This window comes from Rhizobium sp. K102, assembly GCF_022385315.1.
Lineage (GTDB): Bacteria > Pseudomonadota > Alphaproteobacteria > Rhizobiales > Rhizobiaceae > Rhizobium > Rhizobium croatiense.
In genome coordinates, this window is the sequence record NZ_CP092438.1 from 262701 (window position 1) to 284732 (window position 22032).

Genomic DNA, 22032 nt, shown 5'->3' on the forward strand with positions numbered 1-22032 from the left:
AATGGCGAAGATGCCGACAGTCAAGGACGTTGCCGAACATGCGGGCGTATCCGTGGGCACGGTTTCGCGCGTGTTGTCGGGCGAAGCCGCGGTCAAACCGGTGCTGCGCGAAAAGGTCAACAACGCCATTTCGGCGCTTGGCTACCGGCCGAACGTCACCGCAAGAGCGCTGCGCACCAGCAGAACCGACGTCATCGGCCTCGTCGTTCCCGACATCACCAATCCCTTTTTTGCGCAGCTTGCGGCAAGCGTCGAGCGGGCGGCGCTCGAATGCGGTCACAGCCTGATGCTGGCAAGCTCGCATAACGACAGCGAGGCGGAGCAGAGCCACGTTTCAGCCTTTCTCGACCGGGCGGTGCGCGGCATCATCGTCGTGGCTTCGAGCGACGGTTCCGGTCTTGAGCTGCCCGCTTCGGTCCCGGTCATATCGCTCGACCGGCGCTTCGGCACCTTTCCCCTCGTATCGACTAACCATGCGCAGGCGGCCACGCTGATTGCCGATCATCTCTATGGGTTGGGGCACCGGCGCATTGCCTATATTGCCGGCCCGACCGACACCGAAGCAGGGCGCATGCGCAAGGAGGCCTTCGTCAGCCGCATGGACGGATTCGCCAAGACCGGCGAGGCCGTTGAGCTGGAAATCGCTTATGGCCGGTTCGACTACGAGTCCGGCGAAAGAATTGCCCGCAACCTGCTTTCGCGCCCGGCGCAGGACCGGCCGACGGCGATCGCGGCCGCCAGCGACCAGCAGGCTATCGGGGCATTACGCGCGGCCCGCGACCTCAAGATCGACGTGCCGCGAAAACTATCCGTCACCGGTTTCGATGACATTTCGCTCGCCAATCTGGTGGTGCCGCGGCTGACGACCATACGCCAGCCGGCCGACATGCTGGCACGGCGCGCGGTCAGTCTACTGCTCGAGGAGCCGCCGGGCACGGCAGACGAAACGGTCGACGGATCGCTGATCGTGCGCGGTTCCAGCGGCCCATGCCCGCAACCCAAAGCGAATATAACAGGACATACCAATTGAGGCACGGCCGGTGCTCCGGCGACGAGAAAAGGATGGAAGATCAATGCTCAAAGGAATTCGGGCCGAGCTCAACGGCGACATTCTGCAAGCACTTTGCAACATGGGACACGGCGACTATCTCGTCATCTCCGATATGAATTTTCCATCGGATTCAATTGCCCGCCAGACGCGTCTGGGTAAATTGCTGACCATGGAAAACATTCCCGCGCCGCAGGCGATCGACGCGGTCCTGTCGGTCTTGCCGCTGGACACACCGATCCAGCCGTCGGTGGGCCGCATGGAAGTGATCGGCAAGCCCGATGAAATTCCGCCGATTCAGCAGGAAGTCCAGGCGATTGTCGATCGCGCCGAGGGCAAGCCGTCGCCGATGTATCCCGTCGAACGCATGGCCTTCTACGACATTGCGAAGCAGGCCTATTGCGTGATCGCAACGGGGGAACTGCGGTTCTATGGATGCTTCCTTCTGACCAAGGGCGTCATTCCGGCGGAGGAGGCGGTCCGATGAGCGAGAAAAGCGGGATCGTCATCCTAGGCATTTTTGCTGCCGACACTGCCTATAAGGCAAAGCGCCTGCCCCATATTGCCGAGACGCTGATGGGCTCCGGTTTCACGCTCGGGCCGGGAGGCAAGGGGTCCAATCAGGCAATTGCGGCGGCAAAGGCGGGCGGCAAGGTGACGTTCATTTCACGGGTCGGCAACGACCCGTTCGGTGCGATGGCGCTTTCAGCCTATTCGGAGGCGGGCGTCAAAGCCAATGTGATGAAGATGGACGGCGTTTCCAGCGGCGCCGCCTTCATCTTCGTCGACGAGGTGAGCGGCGACAATGCCATCATCGTCGCACCGGGCGCGGCGGGCCTCATCGGCATCGAGGATGTCGATGCGAACCGGGCGGAGATCGAAAGCGCCGCCATCTTCATGACCCAGCTCGAACAGCCGCTCGAGGCCGCCATGCATGGGTTGTCGATGGCCAAAAGGGCAGGGGCCACGACCATTTTTAACCCGGCGCCCGCCCACGCCATACCGGACAGTATCTATAGCCTGTGCGATTTCATTGTCCCCAACGAGGTCGAGGCAGCCGAATTGGTGGGACATGCAATCGAAACGGATGAGCAGGCGCGTGCGGCGGCCAGCACACTGCTGGATCGCGGAGCGAGAGCGGTGATCATCACGCTCGGCGCACGAGGCGCGCTGTACCACACCACCGGGCAGAGCCAGCTTGTGTCTGCTTTTTCGGCGGGCAACGTCATTGACACGACAGGGGCCGGAGATGCTTTCCTCGGTGGCTTCGCCACGGCGATCTCCGAAGGACAAGCGCCGATCGAGGCCGTCCGTTTCGGCTGCGCGACCGCGGCAATCGCCGTGACCCGGCCAGGCACGGCCCCCGCCATGCCTTCGCGCGCCGAGATCGACACCTTGCTGCGGTCCTCATGATTAAGAGCGCGGGTCGGAGCCGGCGAGGGTGATTTTACCATTCTCTTCGCCGTCCCAATATTGAATTGAGACCGCCGACACCTTGATCAGGACGATACCCGGGGTGTCGATCCCGTGGGGAAACCAGCGCTTGAGATCGGCAATCCAGTGTTTTTCAAAGACTGACTTGTCCCGCACCAGAGAAGCGACGCCGTCGATTGCGATGAAGATGCCGGGTTTGCCAAAGAGGCCGGGAGGAGCCGCAAACGTTAGGGACACGTTCTCCGCGCTTTCGATCTCGGCAATCTTGCGGCTGTCCTCGTAGGAGAAGAACCACGAATCTCCGTCGTACTCGACGTCGCCATTGTTGCTCATTGGGCGAGTTGAGATCCGGCCGGATCCGGCATTCGTCGAAAACATGCAGAAGTCGATCTTCTTCAGGTGCGAAGAGAGGTCTTCGAGTGTTATGGACGCCATTGTCATCTCCCATGTTTGAATGTGGGGAAATAGCGAGCAGGCTCGCTGATTGTTCCGGCAAGGCATGATCGCCAAAACAACTGATGTCCGATTCCACGCCGAATGAGAAAGTTCGCCGCGAGTGCGGCTCTTCGAAGCGCCTGCGTCGAGACGCGCATCCGATGTGTCAATCTCCGCTAAATCGGCGCGGCAAGCTCACGGCCTCTGAGCGCCGGCCGTGGCGACATATACCGAATAAACCGACCGTGTCGCGGCGATGAACAGCCGGTTGCGTCTGGGGCCGCCGAAGGTGAGGTTCGCGACGGTCTGAGGCACGCGGATCTTGCCGATCAGCTTTCCCGTCGGATCGAAGCAATGCACGCCATCACCTGCACTGGACCAGAGGTTCCCGTTCACGTCAGTGCGAATACCGTCAGGAATGCCATTATCGATGTGGCAGAAGACGCGGCCGTTGGCGAGCATGCTGCCGCCGACGACGTCGAAGGCGCGAATGTGACGCGGCAGGTGTTCATCGTGGCTTGCTGCCGAATCCGCAACATAGAGCACCGTCTCATCGGGCGAAAAGGCGAGGCCATTCGGCTGAGTGAAATCCGTGACGACAGCCGTAAGCTCGCCGGTCGCCGGATCGAGGCGATAGACATTGCGCGTCGCCTGCTCCGGCTCGGCCCGATAGCCTTCATAGTCGGACATGATGCCGTAGGTGGGATCGGTGAACCAGATCGTGCCGTCCGACTTCACCACCACATCGTTCGGCGAATTGAGCCTCGCACCCTCGAAACGGTCGGCAAGCACGGTGATCGAGCCGTCGATCTCGGTGCGCGTCACCCGGCGCCCGCCATGTTCGCAGGAGATTAGCCGCCCCTGCCGGTCGCGCGTGTGGCCATTGGCGAAGTTGGACGGGTGCCGGTAGACGGAGACGCCGCCCTCGGGCGTCCACCGCAGCATGCGCTGGTTGGGAATGTCGCTCCATAGAAGCTGGTTGGCATCGTTGAACCAGACGGGACCCTCCGCCCAGCGGCAGCCGGAATAGAGTTCGTCGAGACCGGCGCTCGTCACGATCATCTGCCGGAAGCGGGGGGCGTGAATTTCGTAAATGCTGGCCTCTGCCATGGTGGTCTTTCCGTTTATCGCATACCGGCCCGCCGGCCGCCGGCAAGCATGATGACGCTGATGATGATGAGGCCGGTCATGATGAGGCGGATGCCGGCGCCGAGCCCGTAGGTGTTGAGCATGGAAACAACCAGGAACATGAAGAGCGATGCGCCCCAGATGCCGGGTACGTTGGAATCGCCGCCGGCGACCGCCGTGCCGCCGATCACGACGACGGCAATCGAGGTCAGCAGATATTCCGAGCCCATGTTGAGCGCCGCGCCGCCGGAGAAGCAGGCAAGCAGATAACCCGCGACGGAAGCGAGCACGGCGCAGAAGAGGTAGGTGACGAAGCGCGTGCCGTCGACCGGTATGCCGGCCATGCGCGCAGCCGGCATGCTCTGGCCGATTGCCGAGATCCAGCGACCGTAGATCGTCTTCTCAAGCAGGAACCAGGCAATCAGCGAGATCAGCAGAGCGACGATCGCCACGTTCGGAATGCCGAGCGTGTTCGACGTGGTGAATTCCGCAAGCAAGCTCGGGGGTTTGATGCGCAGTCCGCGGTTCGTCCAGATCGCCGCGGACTGCACGATGAAGCTCATGGACAGCGTGGCGATGATCGGCGGAATCCTGAGCGCCTTGATGAGCACATAGTTGCCGATGCCGACGGCAAGGCCGATGACGATGGCAATGAGGAGCCCCGGCAGGATCATCCCGTTTTCGACATTCATCAGTTTCAGCGCCACGGTACCGGCAAGCGTCATGGTGGCGGGAACCGAGAGATCGATGTTGCCGGGACCGAGCGTGATGACGAACATCTGGCCGATGCCGACGATGACCGAGAAGGCGGCGAAGGTAAGTGCTGCCTGCGACAGACCAAGCGTGCTGGCGCCGAAGGTCACCATGATCGTCAGGAACCAGACGACGAAGGCGGCGAGCCATGACCAGATCCAGGGTTTGCCGATAAGGTTGAGGCGAGACGTCATCGGCGCTTCTCCCGCTTCTCCAGGCGGTTCAGCATCAGGCGCAGCGCCAGCACGATGATCAGGATCGCGCCCTGAGCGCCGATCTGCCAGTCGGGCGAGATGCGCAGGAAGGACAGGAAAGAGCCGGCGAGCGTCAGTGTCAGCGCGCCGATGACGGCGCCGATCGGAGAGACGCGGCCGCCGATGAACTCGCCGCCACCGAGGATGACGCCGGCGATCGACAGAAGCGTGTAGCGCAGCGCGATGTTGGCGTCGGCCGAGGTCGTGAGGCCGACGAGGGCGATACCGGCAAGCACGGCGAAGACACCGGCGAGCCCATAGGCGGCGGCGCGGGCGGCGACGATCGACCAGCCGGCGCGTTCGACCGAGCGCTGGTTGCCGCCGATGCCGCGGATCAGCACACCGAGCGAGGAGCGCCTGACGAGAAGATGGGCGACGGCGGCAATGACGATGCTCGCAACGATCGCCATCGGCGCCAGCGGCGGCTTGACGGTCATCAGCCAGCGTACCCAGTCCGGCGCCTGCCCGCCCGGCGCCGGCAGCAGCATGACGGCAAGGCCGCCCCAGACGAAGCTCATGCCGAGGGTCACGACGATGGATGGCAGATTGCGCAGATGGATGACGACGCCGAGCGCCGCATAGGCCGCAATCGCGCCGGCGAGGATCAGGATTCCGATGACAGGGGTATCGCGCAGAAACGTGGCGCTGACGCAGGCGACGAAGCTGACAAAGGTGCCCATCGACAAATCGAGATCGTTGACGGCCATGACAAGCATCTGGGCGATCGTTGCCAGCGCGATCGGCACGGCCAGATTGAACAGCAGGTTGAGCCCGACATAGCTCATGGCGCGCGGCTGCAGCCAGAAGACGGAGCCAAGCAGCAGGGTCAGCGACAGGGCGGGAATGGCAAGACGCATCGCGTCCGAGGAGAGCCGGAATGTCATGCGGCGACCCCTTCGAAAGAGGCTGCGATGATGTTCGTCTCGTTGACGGCATCGCCGGCGAGTTCCGCGGTGATACGGCCTTCGCGGAAGACGTAGACGCGGTCGCAGAGGCGAACCTCGTCCATCTCGGTCGAATACCAGATGAAAGTGCGCCCGCGCGAGGCTTCCTCGCGAATGATAGCATAGACTTCCTGCTTGGTTCCGACGTCGACACCGCGCATCGGGTCGTCCATCAGAACGACCGGCGCATGCGTCGAAAGCGCGCGCGCAAACAGCACCTTCTGCTGGTTGCCTCCGGAAAGCGACAGGATAGGGTTCGCCATGTCGGGTGTGCGGATTTCGATCCGCCGCTTCCAGTCGGCGCCCTTCGTCTGCTCTGCGTCCGCGAGGATGAGCCCCCGTCGCGACAGATCGCCGAGCGAGGCGATCGAAAAATTGCGCAGGACGCTCCACAGTTCGAAGACACCGTTGAGTCGGCGGTCGCCGGCGACGAAAGTGACGAGCGGATCGCGTTCGGGCAGCCAGTTGCCGGCCTGGGCGGCATGCAAGGCGAGGAGAAGTTCGGTCTGGCCGTGGCCGGCCAGACCCGCCAGTCCGATGATTTCGCCCTTGCGGGCGGCGAAAGGCCGGCCTGCCGTCTGATGCGACAGAATGAGAGGGGCGTCGGACTGTACGCGCGCCGGGCGATCGCCGGTGTCTTCCCTCGCAACGGTGCCCATGGCCTCCACAAGGCCATGATGGTCAAATTCGCGCGCCGGACGTTCGGCAACGACGCGGCCGTCCTTCATGACGATGATGCGGTCGGCGGTTTCGAGGATCTCGTGCAGGATATGCGAGATGAAGATGACGGAGCCGCCGGCGGCGACGAAGCGGCGGACATGATCCAGCATCTGGCCGGCGAGGCTTGCGTCGAGCGACGAGGTCGGTTCATCGAGGATCACCAGCCGCGGCGCAATACCGGCATCGGAAAAGGCCATTGATATCTCGACCATCTGCCGCTCGGCGATCGAAAGATCCCCGACGGCGCGGCCGCTGTCGATGCCGTGGCCGGGAAAGACGGCGTCGAGGCTTTTCTCGATAATCCCCGCCGCCCGCCTGCGCCAGCCGAAACCGCCGAGATGGCGGTGCATGATGCGCGTATTTTCCGCGATGGAGAGGTTGGGGCAGAGGGACAGTTCCTGGAATACGCAGCGCACGCCGCGAGCGCGCGCGGCGTTGATGCCGTAACGCTCCAGCCGCTCGCCATCACTCGCCACGCTTCCCTCATGCGGCGTCAGCCCGCCATTGATCACGCTGACGATCGTCGATTTGCCGGCGCCGTTGTGCCCGACCAGGCCGACGCATTCGCCCGGCATGACGCGGAGCGTGACGCCATCGAGCGCCCGGACGGCGCCGAAGCTCACCTTGGCGTCTTCGACGGCGATCATCGCCTTCAAAACGTCATCCATGCTAGCCCGCCACACCTGATCGCAAGGAATGCCGCACGGCCATTTGCGGCCGCGCGGCATTCGCCGGGAGATTATTTTGCCGACTCGATGACTTTGATCGCATCCGCCTGCGTGTACTCAACGTTGGCGACACCACCGGCCTGGGTATTGGCGAGGTTGGCTTCGAGGTTGTCCTGGTCGATCCGCAGGAAGGGCACAACGAGATCTTTCTTGACCTCCTTGCCGTCGAGGATCTGCTGGGCCACCCAGAAGGCAAGCGTCGAGACGCCGGGCGCGATCGACACGGACATCGTCTCGTAGCCTTTGGCGTCCTTCTGCTCTTTCCACCACTTCAATTCATCTTCGCGGTTACCCATGATGATGATCGGCATCTTCCGGTCGGTCGCGGCAATCGCCTGCGCAGCGCCATAGCCATCACCACCCTGCGTCACCACACCGACGATTTCGGGCAGGCTCGGCAGGATGCCTGCAACAGCCTTCTGCGCGACGTCCTGCGCCCAATCGCCATGCACGGAGCCGACAATCTTGAACTGCGGGAACTGCTTGACGCCCTCGTGGATGCCGGCCGAGATCTCGTCATCGACGAAGACGCCCGCAAGGCCGCGGATCTCGAGCAGATTGCCCCCTTGCGGGAGTTTCTTCGACAGGTATTCCACCTCGCTACGGCCCATTTCCTTGAAATTGACCGCGATGCGCCAGGCGCAGGGTTCGGTGACGATGCCGTCGAAGGAAACGACGGTTATGCCGGCGTCGCAGGCTTCCTTGACCGCACCGTTCAGCGCCGTCGGCGAGGCGGCGTTCAGGACGATGGCATCATAGCCCTGCAGGATCATGTTCTGGATTTGCGCCGCCTGTTCCGTCGCCTGGTTTTCGGCGGTGGTGAAGGGATCGGCTGCGGCAACGACGCCTGATTTCACGGCTTCGCCCGTCACCTTGCTCCAGCTCGTCAGCATGGCCTGACGCCATGAGTTGCCGGCATAGTTGTTGGAAAGGGCGATCTTCTTGCCCGAAGTGTCGGCAAGGGCAGAAACGGGCATCGCGGCGCAAGCAATAGCGGCCGATGCCAGAAGCATCTTACGAATTGTCATGTCTTCCTCCCTCATGATCGCGCCGGTCGGCCGATCGCTTCACTCCCGTTGGACCCAAGGGTCCGAGTGAAAATTGTTCTTGCACTGAGCTTCCTCCTCTCAGTAAGGGCAGGATGCGGGAGATCGGCAGGCCTGTACAGGGGCAAGGCGGCAAGTCGTTTGCGGGTTTTGCGCAACAAGCTGCGGGTTTACGCAAGACGGCAGCGTTTCCGCGGCGCTTACTGGGAAAGGATCATGGCAGGTTGAGGAGCCTGTCGTGACGGGGAGGAACTGACAATGCTGCAACTTGCACCCGCAGCCCTGTTCGACCATTATCTCGGCATTTCCCGGCTGCTTGCCGGCCAGCTCGATTTCCGCTCGGCGATCCGCTCCGTGGCGGCCGAGGTCGCGCACATCATCCCGCACGATCATCTCGACGTCTGCGTGCTGCTTGAGGGCGGCAATTACCACACCGCCTATGAGACCGGGATCGAGACCGCCTGGGGCGAAATCGCCGGCGCGCCGGTGGTCAACAGCCCCATTCGCTCGCTCCTGTGGGGCGAGGTCGACTTTCTGCTTGCCGACGATGCCATGACGGACCCGCGCTTCCATTTCGAGGGCGCGTTCAAGCGGCCGATCGTCGAACAATCGCTGAGAAGCCGCCTGCATGTCCCGATGAAGGTGCAGGGCATGATCATTGCAGCGCTGTCCTGCTCGTCTCACAAAGCGGGCGTCTATACGATGGAGGATATCGAGCGCGCCCGCATCATCGCCGATCTGCTGACGCCCTATTTCTTCGCGCTGCAGACGGCCGAACAGGCGCAACGCTCGGCGATCGTGGAGGCGGAGGCCCGCGCCCGTGAGGAGGGGCTGCGGCAAGGCGCCCTGAAACTGACAGAAGCGCTGGAGCAGGAGCGTCAGAGGATCGGCATGGACCTCCACGACCAGACGCTTGCCGACCTGACGCGGCTTGCGCGCCGGATCGATCGGCTGTCGCGAAACGGCGAGGTGACGGCCGAGGCGCTGGAGCCAGTTTCGCGATCGCTGCAGCACTGCATGCAGGATCTGCGGCAGATCATCGAGCAGGCCAAACCCTCCGTTCTCCAGCTCTTCGGCCTCGCCCAGGCGATCGAGCATCATCTCGACCGATCGACGCGCGACACCGGATCGGCGATCGAATGGGGCCTGGCCGATGAGACGAATGGCGCGCTGGAGCAGCTGGAACCGACCGTCAGCGTCGCCTTGTTCCGGATCGCCCAGGAGGCGATCAATAATGCCGTGCGCCATGCCGCGCCCCTGGCAATCATGGTGCGGCTCGAGGCCGACAAGGAACAGCTGTCGATCGAAATTTCCGACGACGGGACAGGGCTCTCCAAGGTCCGGGGACGGATCGGCGGCGGCATCGACAATATGAAGACCCGCGCCCGTCTGATCTCGGCGCGCTTCACGACGGGACCCGGCCACAACAACCGCGGAACCGCGGTCCGCGTCGTGCTGCCGCTAGAACAGGATGATTTTAGGCCGGGTCGGTCTAAAATCTGAATCCTGTTCTAAATTAGAGAGTTAGAGCATGATGTCGTCCGAAAACCGCTCACACTTTTCGGCATCATGCTCTAGCGCCAAATGGGCCGGCGGGCGAACCAAACTGAGGAGCAAGACGAAATGAAGGTTCTGATCGTCGAGGACGACCCGCTGCACCGGTCCTACCTGCACGAGGCGGTCAATGCGGCCCTGCCGGAATGCGATACCGTGATCGAGGCGGAGAATGGAACGGCCGGCGAGAAGCTCGCCCGCGACCATAAATCGGCGCATATCGTCATGGACCTGCAAATGGCCAATAGAAACGGCATAGAGGCGGCGCGTACGATTTGGAAGGAGCGACCGGAAACACGCATCCTGTTCTGGTCGAACTATTCGGACGAGGCTTATGTGCGCGGCGTTTCGCGCATCGTGCCGGATGGCGCCGCCTATGGCTATGTGCTGAAATCCGCGTCCGACGAGCGGCTGAAGCTTGCGCTGCGGTCGATCTTCATCGAGAGCCAATGCGTCATCGACCGCGAAGTGCGGGGCCTGCAGCAGAAGAGCCTCGGCCAGACGAATGGCTTCACCGATTCCGAATACGAAATCCTCGTCGATATCGCGCTCGGCCTGACGGACCGTGCGATCGCCAAACGCCGTGGCCTGTCGCTGCGCAGCGTGCAGAACCGGCTGCAGCAGCTCTATGACAAGCTCGACGTTTATCAGGCGGCCGGCGACGACCACGAAGACGGCCGCTTCAACCTGCGCGCCCGCGCCGTGACCGTTGCGTTGTTACGCAAACTGCTGAATTACAGCGCGCTCGAACGGGCCGAGGCGGAGCTGCAGGAGTGGCTCGACGGAAAATAGCCCGGGGGCGGGGCCGATTGAAACGCGGCCCCGCCCGGCTAATTCAGCGGCCGTTTTCCTTTCGCCAGGCCTGGTATTTCTGCTGATGTTCTTCCTTGGTACAGGGGTAAAGGCCGATGATCGTTTCCCCAGCCTTGACCTGCTCGAGGACGAAGTCCTCGTAGCTTTCCATATTCGTGCATTCATCCGCGAGTTCATCAGCAAGATGGGACGGGATGACCATGACGCCGTCGCGGTCGCCGACGAGGACGTCACCGGGAAACACGGCGACATCGCCGCAGGAAATCGGCACATTGATATCGAGCGCCTCGTGCAAGGTGAGATTGGTCGGCGCCGATGGCTTGGCGTAATAGGCCGGCATGTCAAGCGCCCCGATCCCCTCGGCATCACGAAAACCGCCGTCGGAGACGACGCCCGCCGCGCCGCGGAGCGCCAGCCGGGTGATCAGGATGGAACCCGCCGTCGCCGCCCTTGCGTCCTTACGCGCATCCATCACCAGCACTTGCCCGGGAGGGCAGGTTTCCATCGCGACTCTTTGCGGGTGACTTGGGTTTTGAAAAACCGTGATCGGATTGCGGTCCTCGCGAGCGGGAATATAGCGCAGCGTGAATGCCTGTCCGACCATCGCCTCGGCTTTGGGCGCCACCGGCACGACCCCCTGGATGAACTGGTTTCGAAGGCCGCGCTTGAAGAGGGCGGTGGCGATCGATGCGGTGGAGATCTTCTTGAACTTCGCGCGGGTCGCCTCGCTCAGCACGTAATCGGTCATTCTCATACCTCCTCAATAAATATCCGGTTCGCCGGCGCTTTTGCCGAAACCCGTTTCAAGAAAATCGAAGTCACAGCCCTGGTCGGCCTGCGTCACATGGCGGGAAAACATCCAGCCATAACCCCGCTGGAAATGCGGCTCCGGCGCCTTCCAGGCATCTTGCCGCCGGACGAGTTCGGCCTCGTCGACCAGCATGTCGAGCCGGCGGTTGGGCAGATCGAGGCGGACGATATCACCGGTTCTCAGCAGCGCCAGAGGTCCGCCGATATAGCTCTCCGGCGATACATGCAGAATGCAGGCGCCGTAGGAGGTGCCGGACATGCGGGCGTCGGAAATGCGCAGCATATCGCGATGCCCCTGTTTGATCAGCGCCTTCGGGATCGGCAGCATGCCCCATTCCGGAAAACCGGGACCACCGAGCGGCCCGGCATTGCGCAGCACGAGGACGTGGTCGGGCGTGACGTCGAGATTTTCGTCATCGATCGCCTTCTTCATTTCCGGATAGCTGTCGAAGACCAGCGCCGGCCCCTGATGCACATGAAATCTCGGATCGCAGGCCGCAGGTTTCATCACGGCGCCGTTCGGGCAGAGATTGCCGCGCAGGACGGCGAGCGATCCCTCGTGATAGACCGGATTCGAAAGCGGCCGGATGACATCGTCGTTATAGACCTCGGCACCGATGAGGTTTTCGCCCATGGTCCTTCCGGTGACGGTCATGGCCGTCAGGTCCAGCCGGTCCTCGAGCTGTTTCATCAGCGCCCGCAACCCGCCCGCGTAGAAGAAATCCTCCATCAGATAGTCCTTCCCCGAGGGGCGGACGTTGGCGATGAGCGGCGTCACCCGCCCCAGCAGGTCGAGATCGTCGAGCGTCAGGTTGATGCCGGCGCGCCTGGCCATCGCGATCAGATGGACGACGGCGTTGGTGGAACAGCCGGTGGCCATGGCGACGATCGCAGCATTGCGGCATGCCGCTTCCGTGACGATCCGCTCGGGCGTCAGATCCTCCCAGACCATTTCGACGGCGCGGCGGCCGCAGGCGGCCGACATCCGCTGGTGATTGGCATCGACGGCAGGAATGGACGAGGCGCCCGGCAGCGTCAGGCCCATCGCATCGGCAATCGCGGTCATGGTGCTGGCGGTGCCCATCGTCATGCATGTGCCGGCTGAGCGGGCGATGCCGCCTTGAACGCCGAGCCACTCGGCATCGGTGATGTTGCCGGCGCGGCGCTCGTCCCAATATTTCCAGGCATCCGAGCCGGAGCCGAGGATTTTGCCGGCGTAATTGCCGCGCAGCATCGGCCCGGCCGGCAGGTAGATCATCGGCACGCCGGCCGACAGCCCCCCCATGACGAGGCCGGGCGTGGTCTTGTCGCAGCCGCCCATCAGCACGACGCCGTCGAGCGGGTGCGAACGGATCGTCTCCTCCGTCTCCATCGCCAACATGTTGCGGTAGAGCATGGAGGTCGGCTTCGTGAAGCTTTCGTCGACCGACAGCGACGGCATTTCAACGGGAAAGCCGCCGGCCTGCGAGACGCCGCGCTTCACGTCCTGCACGCGCTCCTTGAAATGGGAGTGGCAGGTATTGAGCTCCGACCAGGTATTGAGGATGCCGATGATCGGCTTGTCGCGAAAATCCTCCTCGGCATAACCGAGCTGCATCATACGCGAGCGGTGGCCGAAGCTGCGCAGGTCATCCGGCGCGAACCATCGCGCGCTTCGCAGAGTATCCGGCGTTTTTCTGTGTGTCATGAGGATACCTTCTCGGGATGGGGAAAACCGTTTTCGCGGCTATTCCTTCATTCCCCATTTCTGGATGGTGTGGCGCTCGATCGTCTGGAAGACCAGGTTTTCGACGATCAGGCCGATGATGATCACGGTCAAGAGGCCGGCGAAGACTGCCGGAATATCGAGAAGGTTGCGGTTCTCGAAGATGAACCAGCCAAGGCCTCCCTGGCCCGAGGAGACGCCGAAGACGAGCTCGGCGGCAATCAGCGTGCGCCAGGCGAAGGCCCAGCCGATCTTCAGGCCGGTGAGGATGGAAGGGAAGGCGGCCGGCACGAGGATCCGCAGCACATAGGAAATGCCCGTCAGTCCGTAGTTCGCACCGACCATGCGCAAGGTGCGAGAAACCCCGAGGAAACCGGAATGGGTATTCAGCGCCACCGCCCAGAGAACCGAATGCACAAGCACGAAGACGAGGCTGGAGGCGCCGAGGCCGAACCAGATCAGCGCCAGCGGCAGCAGCGATATCGCCGGCAGCGGGTTGAACATCGCCGTCATCGTCTCGAGAAAATCCGTGCCGATGCGGGTGTTGATGGCGAGCACGGTCAGGAGTGCGGCGAGCACCGTGCCGAGCGCGTATCCCATGAATAGGATCTGCAGTGTCGTCCAGATGCGGGCTGGCAGCGTGCCATCGGCGAAACGGTCGATCAGCGTGATGATCGTGTCGCTGAGCGTCGGGAACAGAAGGGGATTGTCGAGATAGGAGGCATAAACCTGCCAGACGATCGCCAGCATGACGATCAGCAATGTCTTGCGCAGTGCGCCGATGCCCCAGAGCGTTTCGAATGTACTGAGCCTCTGTTCGACCGGTTTGACGTTGTCGTAGGGTTTGGCGGCCTCGACGTCGGGCGCAAGAATGATGTTTGCGGACAACATGGCTTTATTCCTTGTGGCCGGGTTCCGAGGAGAACAGCAGGTTATGGATGTCACGCTCGAGCGCTGCGGCGTTGCCGTCTTGGTGGCTGACCTTGTCGACATCCACCACTTCCGCCTTGACCCTGCCCGGGTGCGGCGACAGGAGCAGGATCCGGTTCGAGATCTTGATCGCTTCGGCAATCGAATGGGTGACGAAGATGACGGTGAACTTGGTGTCTTCCCAAAGCTGGAGCAGCTCGTCCTGCATCTGCCGGCGGGTGAGGGCATCGAGCGCTGCGAAAGGCTCGTCCATCAGGAGGATATCCGGCTGCATAGCCATGCCGCGGGCGATTGCGACGCGCTGCTTCATGCCGCCGGACAGCGTGTGGGGGTAGCTGTCGACGGCGCGGGTCAGCTTCACCTTGTCGATATACTCGCGCGCCAATGCTTCCGCTTCCCCCTTCGGCAGCTTGCGGGCGACCAGCAGCGGGAACATGACGTTCTCAAGCACCGTTTTCCAGGGCATCAGCTGGTCGAACTCCTGGAAAACCATCATGCGGTCAGGGCCCGGACACTTCACCTGGCGCCCGTTGATATGGATCGAGCCTGCCGACGGCGTCATGTAGCCGCCGACGGCTTTGAGAAGCGTTGACTTGCCGCAGCCGGACGGTCCGAGCAGCACGAACCTGTCGGATTGGCTGACGGAAAAGCTGACGCCCTCGGTGGCGGTGACCAGCAGGTTTGGGGTCTTGTAGCGCAGCGTCACATTGTCGACCTTGAGGAGGGGCTCTCTCTCGGCCGCCGGTGCGGTCTCGTTGCCCGTGCGGGCAATGGCCTGAAGCATTGGAATTACTCCTTGAAGAGGGGGCGGCGGGTCTAAAGCGCCGCCGCCCTGGTGCCGTCAATTGCCGTGGAGATAGGCGGAGTCGGGCAGGTAATAGTCGGTCCAGGCCTTCGGCATGGTCTTGAGCGTACCGATGTTGTGCAGGTGCTCGGCAAATTTCATCGTGCCCTGCGGGTCGGTACGCCATTCGTCCATGCCCGGCTCTTTCAGCATGGCGAGCAGATCATCGAGGCCGGTCTTGTCGCCCGACACCGTCTTGTAGGCTTCGAGGGCGGCCTTGGGGTCCTTCTTGATGAAGGCGACTGCTTCCTCCGTCGCTTCGCGCAGCGCCTTGACGATCTTCGGGTTGGCGTCGGCGAATGTCGTGGTGGTGAAGAAGGTCGCTTGCGTCAGCGCACCTCCCAGGATCTCCTTGGAATCGGTCACCCTGTGCACGCCCTGCTGCTTCAGTTCGATATATTGGAAAGGCGGCGCTGCGAAATGGTTCTTCACCTCGTGGTTCGGGTTGGCGATTGCTGCAACCGCGTCCGGATGTCCAAGCTGAACGGTGTTGGAATCGAATGTCTTGACCTTGTCCTCACCGAACATCTTCGCCGCCGCCATCTGCAGCAGGATCGCCTGGGTCGACACACCGACCGTCGGCACGGCGATCTTGTCGGACGGCGTAATGTCCTTCAGCGACTTGATGCGCGGATCATTGCTGACCATGATTACCGGCTGCGCGGAGCTGGTGATGATCCCCTTCACCTTTCCCCTGGTGCGATCCCAGAGCAGAAGCAGGTTGCCGGTACCCGTATTGACGATGTCGACGTTGCCGGCAAGCAATGCATCGGTCTGAGCGCCGCCGCCGCTGAAGGTCCGCCATTCGACAGTCACATCGGCCACGCCATCGGCAGCCGCGTGCTTTTCGATCAGCTTCTGCGTCTCCATCACATGGCTGGCGAGATAGAGGATGCCCGGCTGGCGGGTAATGGAAATAGCGGTCTTCTCCTGCGCCTGGCTCGCCGAGGCAAGGCCGAGCGTCACGGCCGCGGCCACAAGACAATGTTTTAGAATTTGCATCTGGTCCTCCCAAAGGATGCGGGCATCAGCCCTCTGCCGCCTTTCCCGAGGCGGATTTTGCCATTGAAGCACTAATGCATCAGTGCATCAACCCAAAAAATGTGATTTAGTCGATTTGCACGACGCGAAAACAGGGCAGGGACATGAGCGGAATGGTTCGGGAAAGCCAGTTGGATCGGTCACGACAGGTGGCGCTGCAGATCCACGAGATATTGCGAGCAAGGATACTGACGGTGGAGCTTGCGCCGGGGACGGTCCTGTCGCGCGCCTCGCTGCAGCTGGAATTCGGGGTGAGTCAGACCCCTGTGCGCGATGCCTTGATGCGGCTTCAGGAAGAAGGACTAGTCGAAGTCTATCCGCAATATGCGACGGTGGTCGCCAAGATCGACACCGACCATGCGCGGCAGGCGCAGTTTCTGCGACTATCGATCGAGCTTGAGGCGGTGCGGCGGCTGACCGAGGAGACGCCGGCTGAGACGGCAGCGGAACTGCGCGAGATCCTGGCGCGGCAGAAGGCGGTTGGATCTCCGGAAACCTATGACACTTTCGACGAGATTGACCGCGATTTTCACCGGAAGCTCTACGAGAAGGCGGGCATATTGCAGCTTTGGGCGAATGTCCGGCGCCAGAGCGTGCATCTCGACCGGTTGCGGCGCCTCAACCTCCCGATGCCGGGCAAGATGCAGACGGTCCTCGCCGACCATGAAGCAATCGTCGACGCCATCGCGTCGGGTAAGCCTGAAGCAGCAACGGCGGCGCTCAGAAAACATCTTTCGGGCACGCTGTCGATCATCGATGTGATCCGAGCCCAGTATCCAAATTATATTCGCGGCTGAAGGTCGAGCGCGTCAGCTTGGCCATAGCAAGCTTTCGAGAGGAAATGCTCCCGCACCTATCCGAAACCTTATCATAACCAGACGAAGACGGACCCGCCGGCATGAGGAACGAAGCCCGTCCTCCGGCACAGCGTCGCAGTGGAACCGTCGCGCTTCAATGACAAGCCGAACGGTCTTTCCCACCAAGGGCAGGTCAGCCAAGCGTCGTTGATATCAACTGTGGATTCGCTCCGACCTTGTTCCCGGGCAAGGGCTTGCTCTACTCGCCGGCCGAACTGCGATCAACATTACCTCGTCATCAACGGCTGTATTGTCGACTACAAAGCCGCGAGGAACGAGCGTCGACGGTCGCAGCGAATAACCCATGGTGCTGATTCCTTATGTGAAACCAACATCGGCCAGCACTTGATTTCATCAAAAGTGAAGTCAGAGCCAAATTTGCATGCCGAAACACACCAATGGGACCCGAGTGTCACTCGGCGGCAACGTTATTTGTCTGCCAGCGCTGACCTACATCAGGTCGCGCGCGATGCGCTTCTCTTCGAACATCTTCCTGAAAATTTCCGTCTCGCCTTCATAGGCAATGACCGAGGCGCTGATGATCCAGTCCTTTGCCGTACAGAATATGGATGACGTCGCGACCGTGCGGACGAACCAGCCAGAACGCTGCATGTCACATGTCCATGTCGAGATGCCGGACATTGACATCGGGTCATCCCGCGCGATCGACCAGGTTTCCTCGCGAAGCTGTCGCGTCGACAGGCCAGTGCCAGGATGTTCGAAAAGGCCGGTATCCTCGTGGATTTCATAGCGGGTAAGGCCGGCCGACAGATCGCGCAAGACATGCCGCTTCGTCGAGCCCGGCACGTGTTCGATATATTTCGGCAGCGGATCGGGATCGTCAGGCTGTTTTACATCGATGAGCTCATGTGTCCCAAGCAAAGGCAGGCCAAGGCCGACGGAGGCGATGTCAATCGTCAGACCCGGATCTTCCGGCGGCGGCAGGACCATCGGCCAATAGGCCGTCGACAGCGACAAGCGGATGCGGTGCCCCTTGCGGAAGCGGTAGCCGCAGGCATCCAGGGTAAGGCTCACAGTCGTGCGTTCACCCTTGCTCATCGGTGCGGGCGCTGCATTGCCGTTGCGATGAGCGAGATTGAGCACGCCAAAGGAGACGCGGGTCGCCGTGCCATCCGGATGGATGTCGACGAGCCTTGCGCAGAGATTGGCGGTTTCGGCATCGCATCTGAGCGCCAGCGTCACGACCGGGCGGCCGAGATAATCATGATCTTCAGCCAGCAGCGCGGTCTGGAAGGTCAGCGAGCCGGCATCGTCGAGGCGCTGATCGATCGCCAGCTCCGCATCCGGCTTCACCGTGAACCATTCGCCCGAGGCGGTGCCCGTGTCGAGCGGCGAGCGCAGGTAGACGGGATGCTCCGGCGCATGCGGGATCGGCATGCCCTCCGTCAGCCTGCCGAATTGCTCGACATAGAAGCAATGCATCTTCGGCGGCGACCAGCTGTCCTTCGCCACCCAGAAACCCGGATCGCTGTCGCGGCGGAGAGCCGGGCGGATAGCATCGAGAATATAGGCGCGCGCCTGCGGCAGCCGGTCGATGCCATTGTCCTCGCCGCGCAGCCATCTGCTCCACCAGGCGATCGCTTCGGCATGGAAATCCATGCGCGGTTTCGGCCATGCGAAGTGCGGATATTTGTGCACCCAGGGGCCGACCAGCGCCTTCGCCTTCTCGCCCAGACCCTCGACCGCCATCAGCGGCGTATTGCGATAGCCGTCGGCCCAGCCGGCAATGACGAGCGTAGGGATCTCGACGCTGGAAAAATCCTCCGAGATCGAGCCGTGCCGCCAGAAATCATCGCGCCGCTGATGGCTCAGCCACTCCTCCATGAGAAACGGTTCGCCTGCCAGGCGCTCGATCCACATCTCCTTCCAGCGTTCGCCGACAAGGGCCGGATCGGGCGGGCGCGACTGGTAGCCGAGCATCGTCGCCGCCCATGAGAGCTGGGCGGAGAGATGGCACCCGTTCTTGTAGTGGATATCGTCATTGTAGCGGTCGACGGTCGAGGCAATCGAGATGACGGCTTTGAGCGCCGGTGGGCGCAGGGCTGCGACCTGCAGGCTGTTGAAGCCGCCCCAGGAGATGCCCATCATGCCGACCGCGCCGTTCGACCAGGGCTGCGCGGCGATCCAGGCGATCAGCTCGCAGGCATCGGCAAGCTCACGCTCGGTATATTCGCCGTCGATGACGCCGTCGGATTCGCCCGATCCCCGGATATCGACGCGCACGCCGGCAATGCCGGCAGCCGCAAACACCGGATAGGTCGACTCGATCGCGAGGACTGGTGCCGTCGCGTTTGCGATAGGGCAGGAATTCGAAGACGGCAGGAACGGGATCCTGCTCGGCGCCGTCGGGCATCCAGATGCGCGCCGCAAGCCGCGTGCCGTCCTTCAGCGTGATCCATTCATTCTCGATGGTGGTGAAGCCGCGCGACGTCATGCTCATATATCGCGGAGTTAGGCACTAAACCATACGCGGCTGCCGATGTAGCCGTTCGACATATCGTTTCCGATGTCGTCCACATATCCCTTCAGCGTTTTCGAAGAAGCCATGATGTAGTCGTTGAAGACGGGCAGGATCAGACCACCATCGTCTCGCACCATTAGCGCCAATTGCCGATAAAGTACCTTTCGCTTGGTCTCATCGAGCTCGGACCTTGCCTGCAGCACCACCTTGTCGAAGTCAGGGCGCTTGAAACGCGTGTCGTTCCATTCCGCGGTCGAAAGGTAGGAGGTGGAATAGCGCGAATCCTGTGTCGGGCGGCCGCCCCAGAAGGAGGCACAGAAGGGCTGCTTGTTCCAGACGTTGGTCCAATAGCCGTCTTCCGGCTCGCGCTTGACGTCGATCGTGATGCCTGCCTTGCGCGCGCTTTGCTGGAATAGGATCGCCGCATCCACGGCGCCTGGAAAGGCTGCATCGGAGGTGAGCAATTGAACCGGACGGTCGAGCCCCGATTTCTTGAAGTGGAAGGCGGCCTTGTCCGGATCATACGGCCGCTGCTCGATGTCGGTCGGGGCAAGGGCGTAATTAGAATTGACTGGATAGTCGTTGCCGATCGTTCCGTAGCCGCCCAGCACCTTGTCCAGGATCGACTGGCGGTCGATGGCATATTTCAGCGCAAGGCGAAGGTCGTTGTTGTCGAAGGGTGCCGCGTCGCAATGCATCAGGAAGCAGTAAAAGCCCTTGCCGGCGTTCCGCACGATATCGACAGTCGGTGCCCGCTGCAGCATCGGGACGGTCTTCGGGTCGACATTGTTGACGAAATGGACCTGGCCGGAGGCGAGCGCCGCAATGCGAGCGGTGTTGTCGTTGATGACGAGGATTTCAACGCTGTCGACAAAGCCTCGGTCGGAGCGCCAATCCCCAGGGTTCTTCTCAAAGGAAGCACGAACGCCGGGTTCAAAGTTCCTTAGAATGTAAGGACCGGTGCCGATGGCGGCTGCAGAATTGCCGACGCCACCCTTGGGTTGGATGATCAGATGATAGTCGGTGAGAAGGAGAGGCAGATCCGCATTGCCTTCCGAAAGCGTCAGGACAAGCTCGCCCGCCTTTTCTTCGATACCGGTGATCGAGGCCATCAGGCCGAGTGCACCGGACTGCGACTTCTTGTCCGCATGGCGCTTCAGTGTCGCGACGATGTCGGCGACGGTCATCTTGCTGCCGTCGTGAAACTGCACGTCGTTCCTGATCTTGAAAGTCCAGACGGATGCGTCCGCGGATGGCGTCCAGGAAGTCGCCAGTGACGGCAGGGGCGCACCCGTCTTGGGGTCGGATTCGACCAGCGTATCGCCCCAAAGGCGGCCAATGACGAACAAGACAGAAGCGCTGTATGTGGCGGGGTCGAGCGCATCGCTGGTGGCGCCGCCCTTGAGGCCGAGTTTCAGATGACCACCGCGCTTCGCTTCCTGCGCGCGGGCATCGCGCGGCATCAGAAGACCGGAAGTGAGGGCCGGCAAAGCGCCCAGCGCGACTGCGCCGCCGAGGAAGTGGCGGCGGTCGATTTTCAGCTGCAAAGAATGATCCTTTTGATGCGTCATGACAGTTCCCTCTTTTCAGTTTTGTAAGAGGCAACCTAGAGGTCGGGCAGGCTCACGCAATTTCGCGGCTTGACGCATTTTTAAGCGAGTTTACGCTAGCCGGTATCAAGACGGAGCTGCCGATGCCTCACCTGGCCGACAACCTCAAGGCTGCCTGTGCCACGCAGCGTTCAATTTCGCATCTGTGCCGTGCGATCGATATTAACCGGCAACAATTCAATCGATACATCAACGGCCAGACGAGACCCTCTGCTCATAATCTGGCGCGCATCGCCAAATATTTCGATCTCGACGCAGCCGACTTTAGTCTCGCTCCCAGACTCTTTCGGGAGCGGCTTCGCAAACCAACCCTAGGCCTTAATCAAAATTCCGAACTCTTAAAGGCGTTCCCCGGAGATCTGACCGCGCTCCGGCGCCATATCGGCTATTTCCAGACCTACCATCGCTCGCCGTCCTGGCCTGGAATGGTTGTCTGTTCGTGCAGCCGCCTTATGGAGCAGGGCGGGCTGGTGCATGTTAAATCAATGGAGCGTCTGCGGGACCCTGGAAACGGCATCCAGCAGTTTTCGAAGTATGTGGGTTTGGCGGCGTTCTATCGAAACCGCATATTCATTACGGAGCGCGTCGTCGGCCCGAATTCCATGTTGTCACAAACGATCCTCCTGCCATTCGACGAGTACCAGCGTGTCTATTTGCGCGGAACGACAATGGGGATTTCGTGGCGAAGGGAAAACCTGCCCTATGCCTCACGGATGATCTGGCGACATGTCGGCGCCGAGCCGGACCTGCGTGAACTTCTCTTGCGATGTGGACCTCTGCCGCTATCGTCGCGCAGCCTGCCGCCGACGGTGCGCTCATTCCTTGCGGATCCGTCTGCAGAAGTATATGCGGTGCCGGCAGAGTATTGAGGACCTGATTGCACGGTTATGCTGCCT

The 22032-nt window shown here is 61.9% G+C and carries 19 protein-coding genes and 1 pseudogene; 7 read left to right on the top strand and 13 right to left on the bottom strand.

Annotated elements, in window-relative coordinates:
* Window position 1: 1 nt before the first annotated feature.
* From MHI61_RS31850 to rbsK, 3 genes are read left to right on the top strand one after another with little or no spacing between them, the layout of a single operon-like run.
* Window positions 2-1030, top strand: a complete 1029-nt coding sequence (locus tag MHI61_RS31850; protein ID WP_239793458.1) for a LacI family DNA-binding transcriptional regulator — start codon at window positions 2-4, stop codon at window positions 1028-1030.
* A 43-nt stretch (window positions 1031-1073) separates the two neighbouring features.
* Window positions 1074-1535 (top strand): RbsD/FucU domain-containing protein, encoded by a 462-nt coding sequence (locus tag MHI61_RS31855; RefSeq protein WP_183842021.1) that lies wholly within the window; start codon window positions 1074-1076, stop codon window positions 1533-1535.
* Entirely contained in the window at window positions 1532-2461 is a 930-nt protein-coding gene (gene rbsK / locus MHI61_RS31860; protein WP_239793459.1) for a ribokinase, read from the top strand. Before MHI61_RS31855 ends, rbsK begins: the two co-directional genes overlap by 4 nt.
* Here the strand turns inward: rbsK and MHI61_RS31865 are convergent, their stop codons facing one another.
* The 6 genes from MHI61_RS31865 to MHI61_RS31890 form a co-directional block, all read right to left on the bottom strand.
* Entirely contained in the window at window positions 2462-2917 is a 456-nt protein-coding gene (locus MHI61_RS31865) for a pyridoxamine 5'-phosphate oxidase family protein (RefSeq protein ID WP_239793738.1), read from the bottom strand.
* Between the two features lie 195 nt (window positions 2918-3112).
* Complete coding sequence (locus MHI61_RS31870; protein WP_239793460.1) at window positions 3113-4027, bottom strand: SMP-30/gluconolactonase/LRE family protein; 915 nt, start codon at window positions 4025-4027, stop codon at window positions 3113-3115.
* Window positions 4028-4041: 14 nt separating this feature from the next.
* Complete coding sequence (locus MHI61_RS31875; protein WP_064686536.1) at window positions 4042-4992, bottom strand: ABC transporter permease; 951 nt, start codon at window positions 4990-4992, stop codon at window positions 4042-4044.
* A complete protein-coding gene (locus MHI61_RS31880; protein WP_239793461.1) occupies window positions 4989-5936 on the bottom strand; it encodes an ABC transporter permease in 948 nt (315 codons plus the stop codon). The genes MHI61_RS31875 and MHI61_RS31880 overlap by 4 nt, the downstream gene beginning before the upstream one ends.
* Window positions 5933-7384, bottom strand: coding sequence for a sugar ABC transporter ATP-binding protein (locus MHI61_RS31885; protein WP_239793462.1), 1452 nt, complete (start codon window positions 7382-7384; stop codon window positions 5933-5935). Before MHI61_RS31885 ends, MHI61_RS31880 begins: the two co-directional genes overlap by 4 nt.
* Window positions 7385-7455: 71 nt before the next feature.
* The gene (locus tag MHI61_RS31890) at window positions 7456-8472 is read right to left on the bottom strand and encodes an ABC transporter substrate-binding protein (RefSeq protein ID WP_064686539.1); all 1017 of its coding nucleotides are present in this window, start codon (window positions 8470-8472) and stop codon (window positions 7456-7458) included.
* A 276-nt stretch (window positions 8473-8748) separates the two neighbouring features.
* On the opposite strand from MHI61_RS31890, the gene MHI61_RS31895 reads away from it, so the two are divergent.
* Together MHI61_RS31895 and MHI61_RS31900 are read left to right on the top strand one after the other, a co-directional pair.
* Complete coding sequence (locus MHI61_RS31895) at window positions 8749-9993, top strand: sensor histidine kinase (protein WP_239793463.1); 1245 nt, start codon at window positions 8749-8751, stop codon at window positions 9991-9993.
* A gap of 120 nt (window positions 9994-10113) precedes the next feature.
* A complete protein-coding gene (locus MHI61_RS31900) occupies window positions 10114-10836 on the top strand; it encodes a response regulator transcription factor (RefSeq protein ID WP_064686541.1) in 723 nt (240 codons plus the stop codon).
* 43 nt (window positions 10837-10879) lie between these two features.
* Here the strand turns inward: MHI61_RS31900 and MHI61_RS31905 are convergent, their stop codons facing one another.
* Genes MHI61_RS31905 through MHI61_RS31925 form a run of 5 tightly spaced genes read right to left on the bottom strand, consistent with a single transcriptional unit; the run spans window position 10880 to window position 16148 of the window.
* On the bottom strand, window positions 10880-11605 hold the full coding sequence (locus tag MHI61_RS31905; protein WP_239793464.1) for a ribonuclease activity regulator RraA: 726 nt from the start codon (window positions 11603-11605) through the stop codon (window positions 10880-10882).
* Between the two features lie 12 nt (window positions 11606-11617).
* The gene (araD, locus tag MHI61_RS31910) at window positions 11618-13354 is read right to left on the bottom strand and encodes an L-arabinonate dehydratase (RefSeq protein ID WP_239793465.1); all 1737 of its coding nucleotides are present in this window, start codon (window positions 13352-13354) and stop codon (window positions 11618-11620) included.
* A 39-nt stretch (window positions 13355-13393) separates the two neighbouring features.
* Window positions 13394-14263: an ABC transporter permease gene (locus tag MHI61_RS31915; protein WP_239793466.1), complete on the bottom strand. Its 870-nt coding sequence runs from the start codon at window positions 14261-14263 to the stop codon at window positions 13394-13396.
* A gap of 4 nt (window positions 14264-14267) precedes the next feature.
* Complete coding sequence (locus tag MHI61_RS31920) at window positions 14268-15086, bottom strand: ABC transporter ATP-binding protein (RefSeq protein WP_239793467.1); 819 nt, start codon at window positions 15084-15086, stop codon at window positions 14268-14270.
* Window positions 15087-15143: 57 nt separating this feature from the next.
* On the bottom strand, window positions 15144-16148 hold the full coding sequence (locus tag MHI61_RS31925) for an ABC transporter substrate-binding protein (RefSeq protein WP_239793468.1): 1005 nt from the start codon (window positions 16146-16148) through the stop codon (window positions 15144-15146).
* A gap of 143 nt (window positions 16149-16291) precedes the next feature.
* Here MHI61_RS31925 and MHI61_RS31930 point away from each other — a divergent pair, with 143 nt between their 5' ends.
* A complete protein-coding gene (locus MHI61_RS31930) occupies window positions 16292-16984 on the top strand; it encodes a GntR family transcriptional regulator (RefSeq protein ID WP_239793469.1) in 693 nt (230 codons plus the stop codon).
* 510 nt (window positions 16985-17494) lie between these two features.
* Here MHI61_RS31930 and MHI61_RS31935 read toward each other — a convergent pair.
* A pseudogene (locus tag MHI61_RS31935) lies at window positions 17495-19499 on the bottom strand (CocE/NonD family hydrolase).
* A gap of 17 nt (window positions 19500-19516) precedes the next feature.
* Window positions 19517-21097, bottom strand: a complete 1581-nt coding sequence (locus MHI61_RS31940; RefSeq protein ID WP_239793470.1) for an ABC transporter substrate-binding protein — start codon at window positions 21095-21097, stop codon at window positions 19517-19519.
* Between the two features lie 122 nt (window positions 21098-21219).
* On the opposite strand from MHI61_RS31940, the gene MHI61_RS31945 reads away from it, so the two are divergent.
* The gene (locus MHI61_RS31945) at window positions 21220-22005 is read left to right on the top strand and encodes a helix-turn-helix transcriptional regulator (protein WP_239793471.1); all 786 of its coding nucleotides are present in this window, start codon (window positions 21220-21222) and stop codon (window positions 22003-22005) included.
* Window positions 22006-22032 lie beyond the last annotated feature (27 nt).

What these genes read in the sequence shown, in the direction of transcription:
- MHI61_RS31925 (WP_239793468.1), bottom strand. Translation starts at nt 16,148, where the DNA reads ATGCAAATTCTAAAACATTGTCTTGTGGCCGCGGCCGTGACGCTCGGC.
- MHI61_RS31895 (WP_239793463.1), top strand. Translation starts at nt 8,749, where the DNA reads ATGCTGCAACTTGCACCCGCAGCCCTGTTCGACCATTATCTCGGCATT.
- MHI61_RS31890 (WP_064686539.1), bottom strand. Translation starts at nt 8,472, where the DNA reads ATGACAATTCGTAAGATGCTTCTGGCATCGGCCGCTATTGCTTGCGCC.
- MHI61_RS31930 (WP_239793469.1), top strand. Translation starts at nt 16,292, where the DNA reads ATGAGCGGAATGGTTCGGGAAAGCCAGTTGGATCGGTCACGACAGGTG.
- MHI61_RS31875 (WP_064686536.1), bottom strand. Translation starts at nt 4,992, where the DNA reads ATGACGTCTCGCCTCAACCTTATCGGCAAACCCTGGATCTGGTCATGG.
- MHI61_RS31920 (WP_239793467.1), bottom strand. Translation starts at nt 15,086, where the DNA reads ATGCTTCAGGCCATTGCCCGCACGGGCAACGAGACCGCACCGGCGGCC.
- rbsK (WP_239793459.1), top strand. Translation starts at nt 1,532, where the DNA reads ATGAGCGAGAAAAGCGGGATCGTCATCCTAGGCATTTTTGCTGCCGAC.
- MHI61_RS31940 (WP_239793470.1), bottom strand. Translation starts at nt 21,097, where the DNA reads ATGACGCATCAAAAGGATCATTCTTTGCAGCTGAAAATCGACCGCCGC.
- MHI61_RS31855 (WP_183842021.1), top strand. Translation starts at nt 1,074, where the DNA reads ATGCTCAAAGGAATTCGGGCCGAGCTCAACGGCGACATTCTGCAAGCA.
- MHI61_RS31850 (WP_239793458.1), top strand. Translation starts at nt 2, where the DNA reads ATGGCGAAGATGCCGACAGTCAAGGACGTTGCCGAACATGCGGGCGTA.
- MHI61_RS31885 (WP_239793462.1), bottom strand. Translation starts at nt 7,384, where the DNA reads ATGGATGACGTTTTGAAGGCGATGATCGCCGTCGAAGACGCCAAGGTG.
- araD (WP_239793465.1), bottom strand. Translation starts at nt 13,354, where the DNA reads ATGACACACAGAAAAACGCCGGATACTCTGCGAAGCGCGCGATGGTTC.
- MHI61_RS31865 (WP_239793738.1), bottom strand. Translation starts at nt 2,917, where the DNA reads ATGGCGTCCATAACACTCGAAGACCTCTCTTCGCACCTGAAGAAGATC.
- MHI61_RS31915 (WP_239793466.1), bottom strand. Translation starts at nt 14,263, where the DNA reads ATGTTGTCCGCAAACATCATTCTTGCGCCCGACGTCGAGGCCGCCAAA.
- MHI61_RS31905 (WP_239793464.1), bottom strand. Translation starts at nt 11,605, where the DNA reads ATGACCGATTACGTGCTGAGCGAGGCGACCCGCGCGAAGTTCAAGAAG.
- MHI61_RS31870 (WP_239793460.1), bottom strand. Translation starts at nt 4,027, where the DNA reads ATGGCAGAGGCCAGCATTTACGAAATTCACGCCCCCCGCTTCCGGCAG.
- MHI61_RS31880 (WP_239793461.1), bottom strand. Translation starts at nt 5,936, where the DNA reads ATGACATTCCGGCTCTCCTCGGACGCGATGCGTCTTGCCATTCCCGCC.
- MHI61_RS31900 (WP_064686541.1), top strand. Translation starts at nt 10,114, where the DNA reads ATGAAGGTTCTGATCGTCGAGGACGACCCGCTGCACCGGTCCTACCTG.
- MHI61_RS31945 (WP_239793471.1), top strand. Translation starts at nt 21,220, where the DNA reads ATGCCTCACCTGGCCGACAACCTCAAGGCTGCCTGTGCCACGCAGCGT.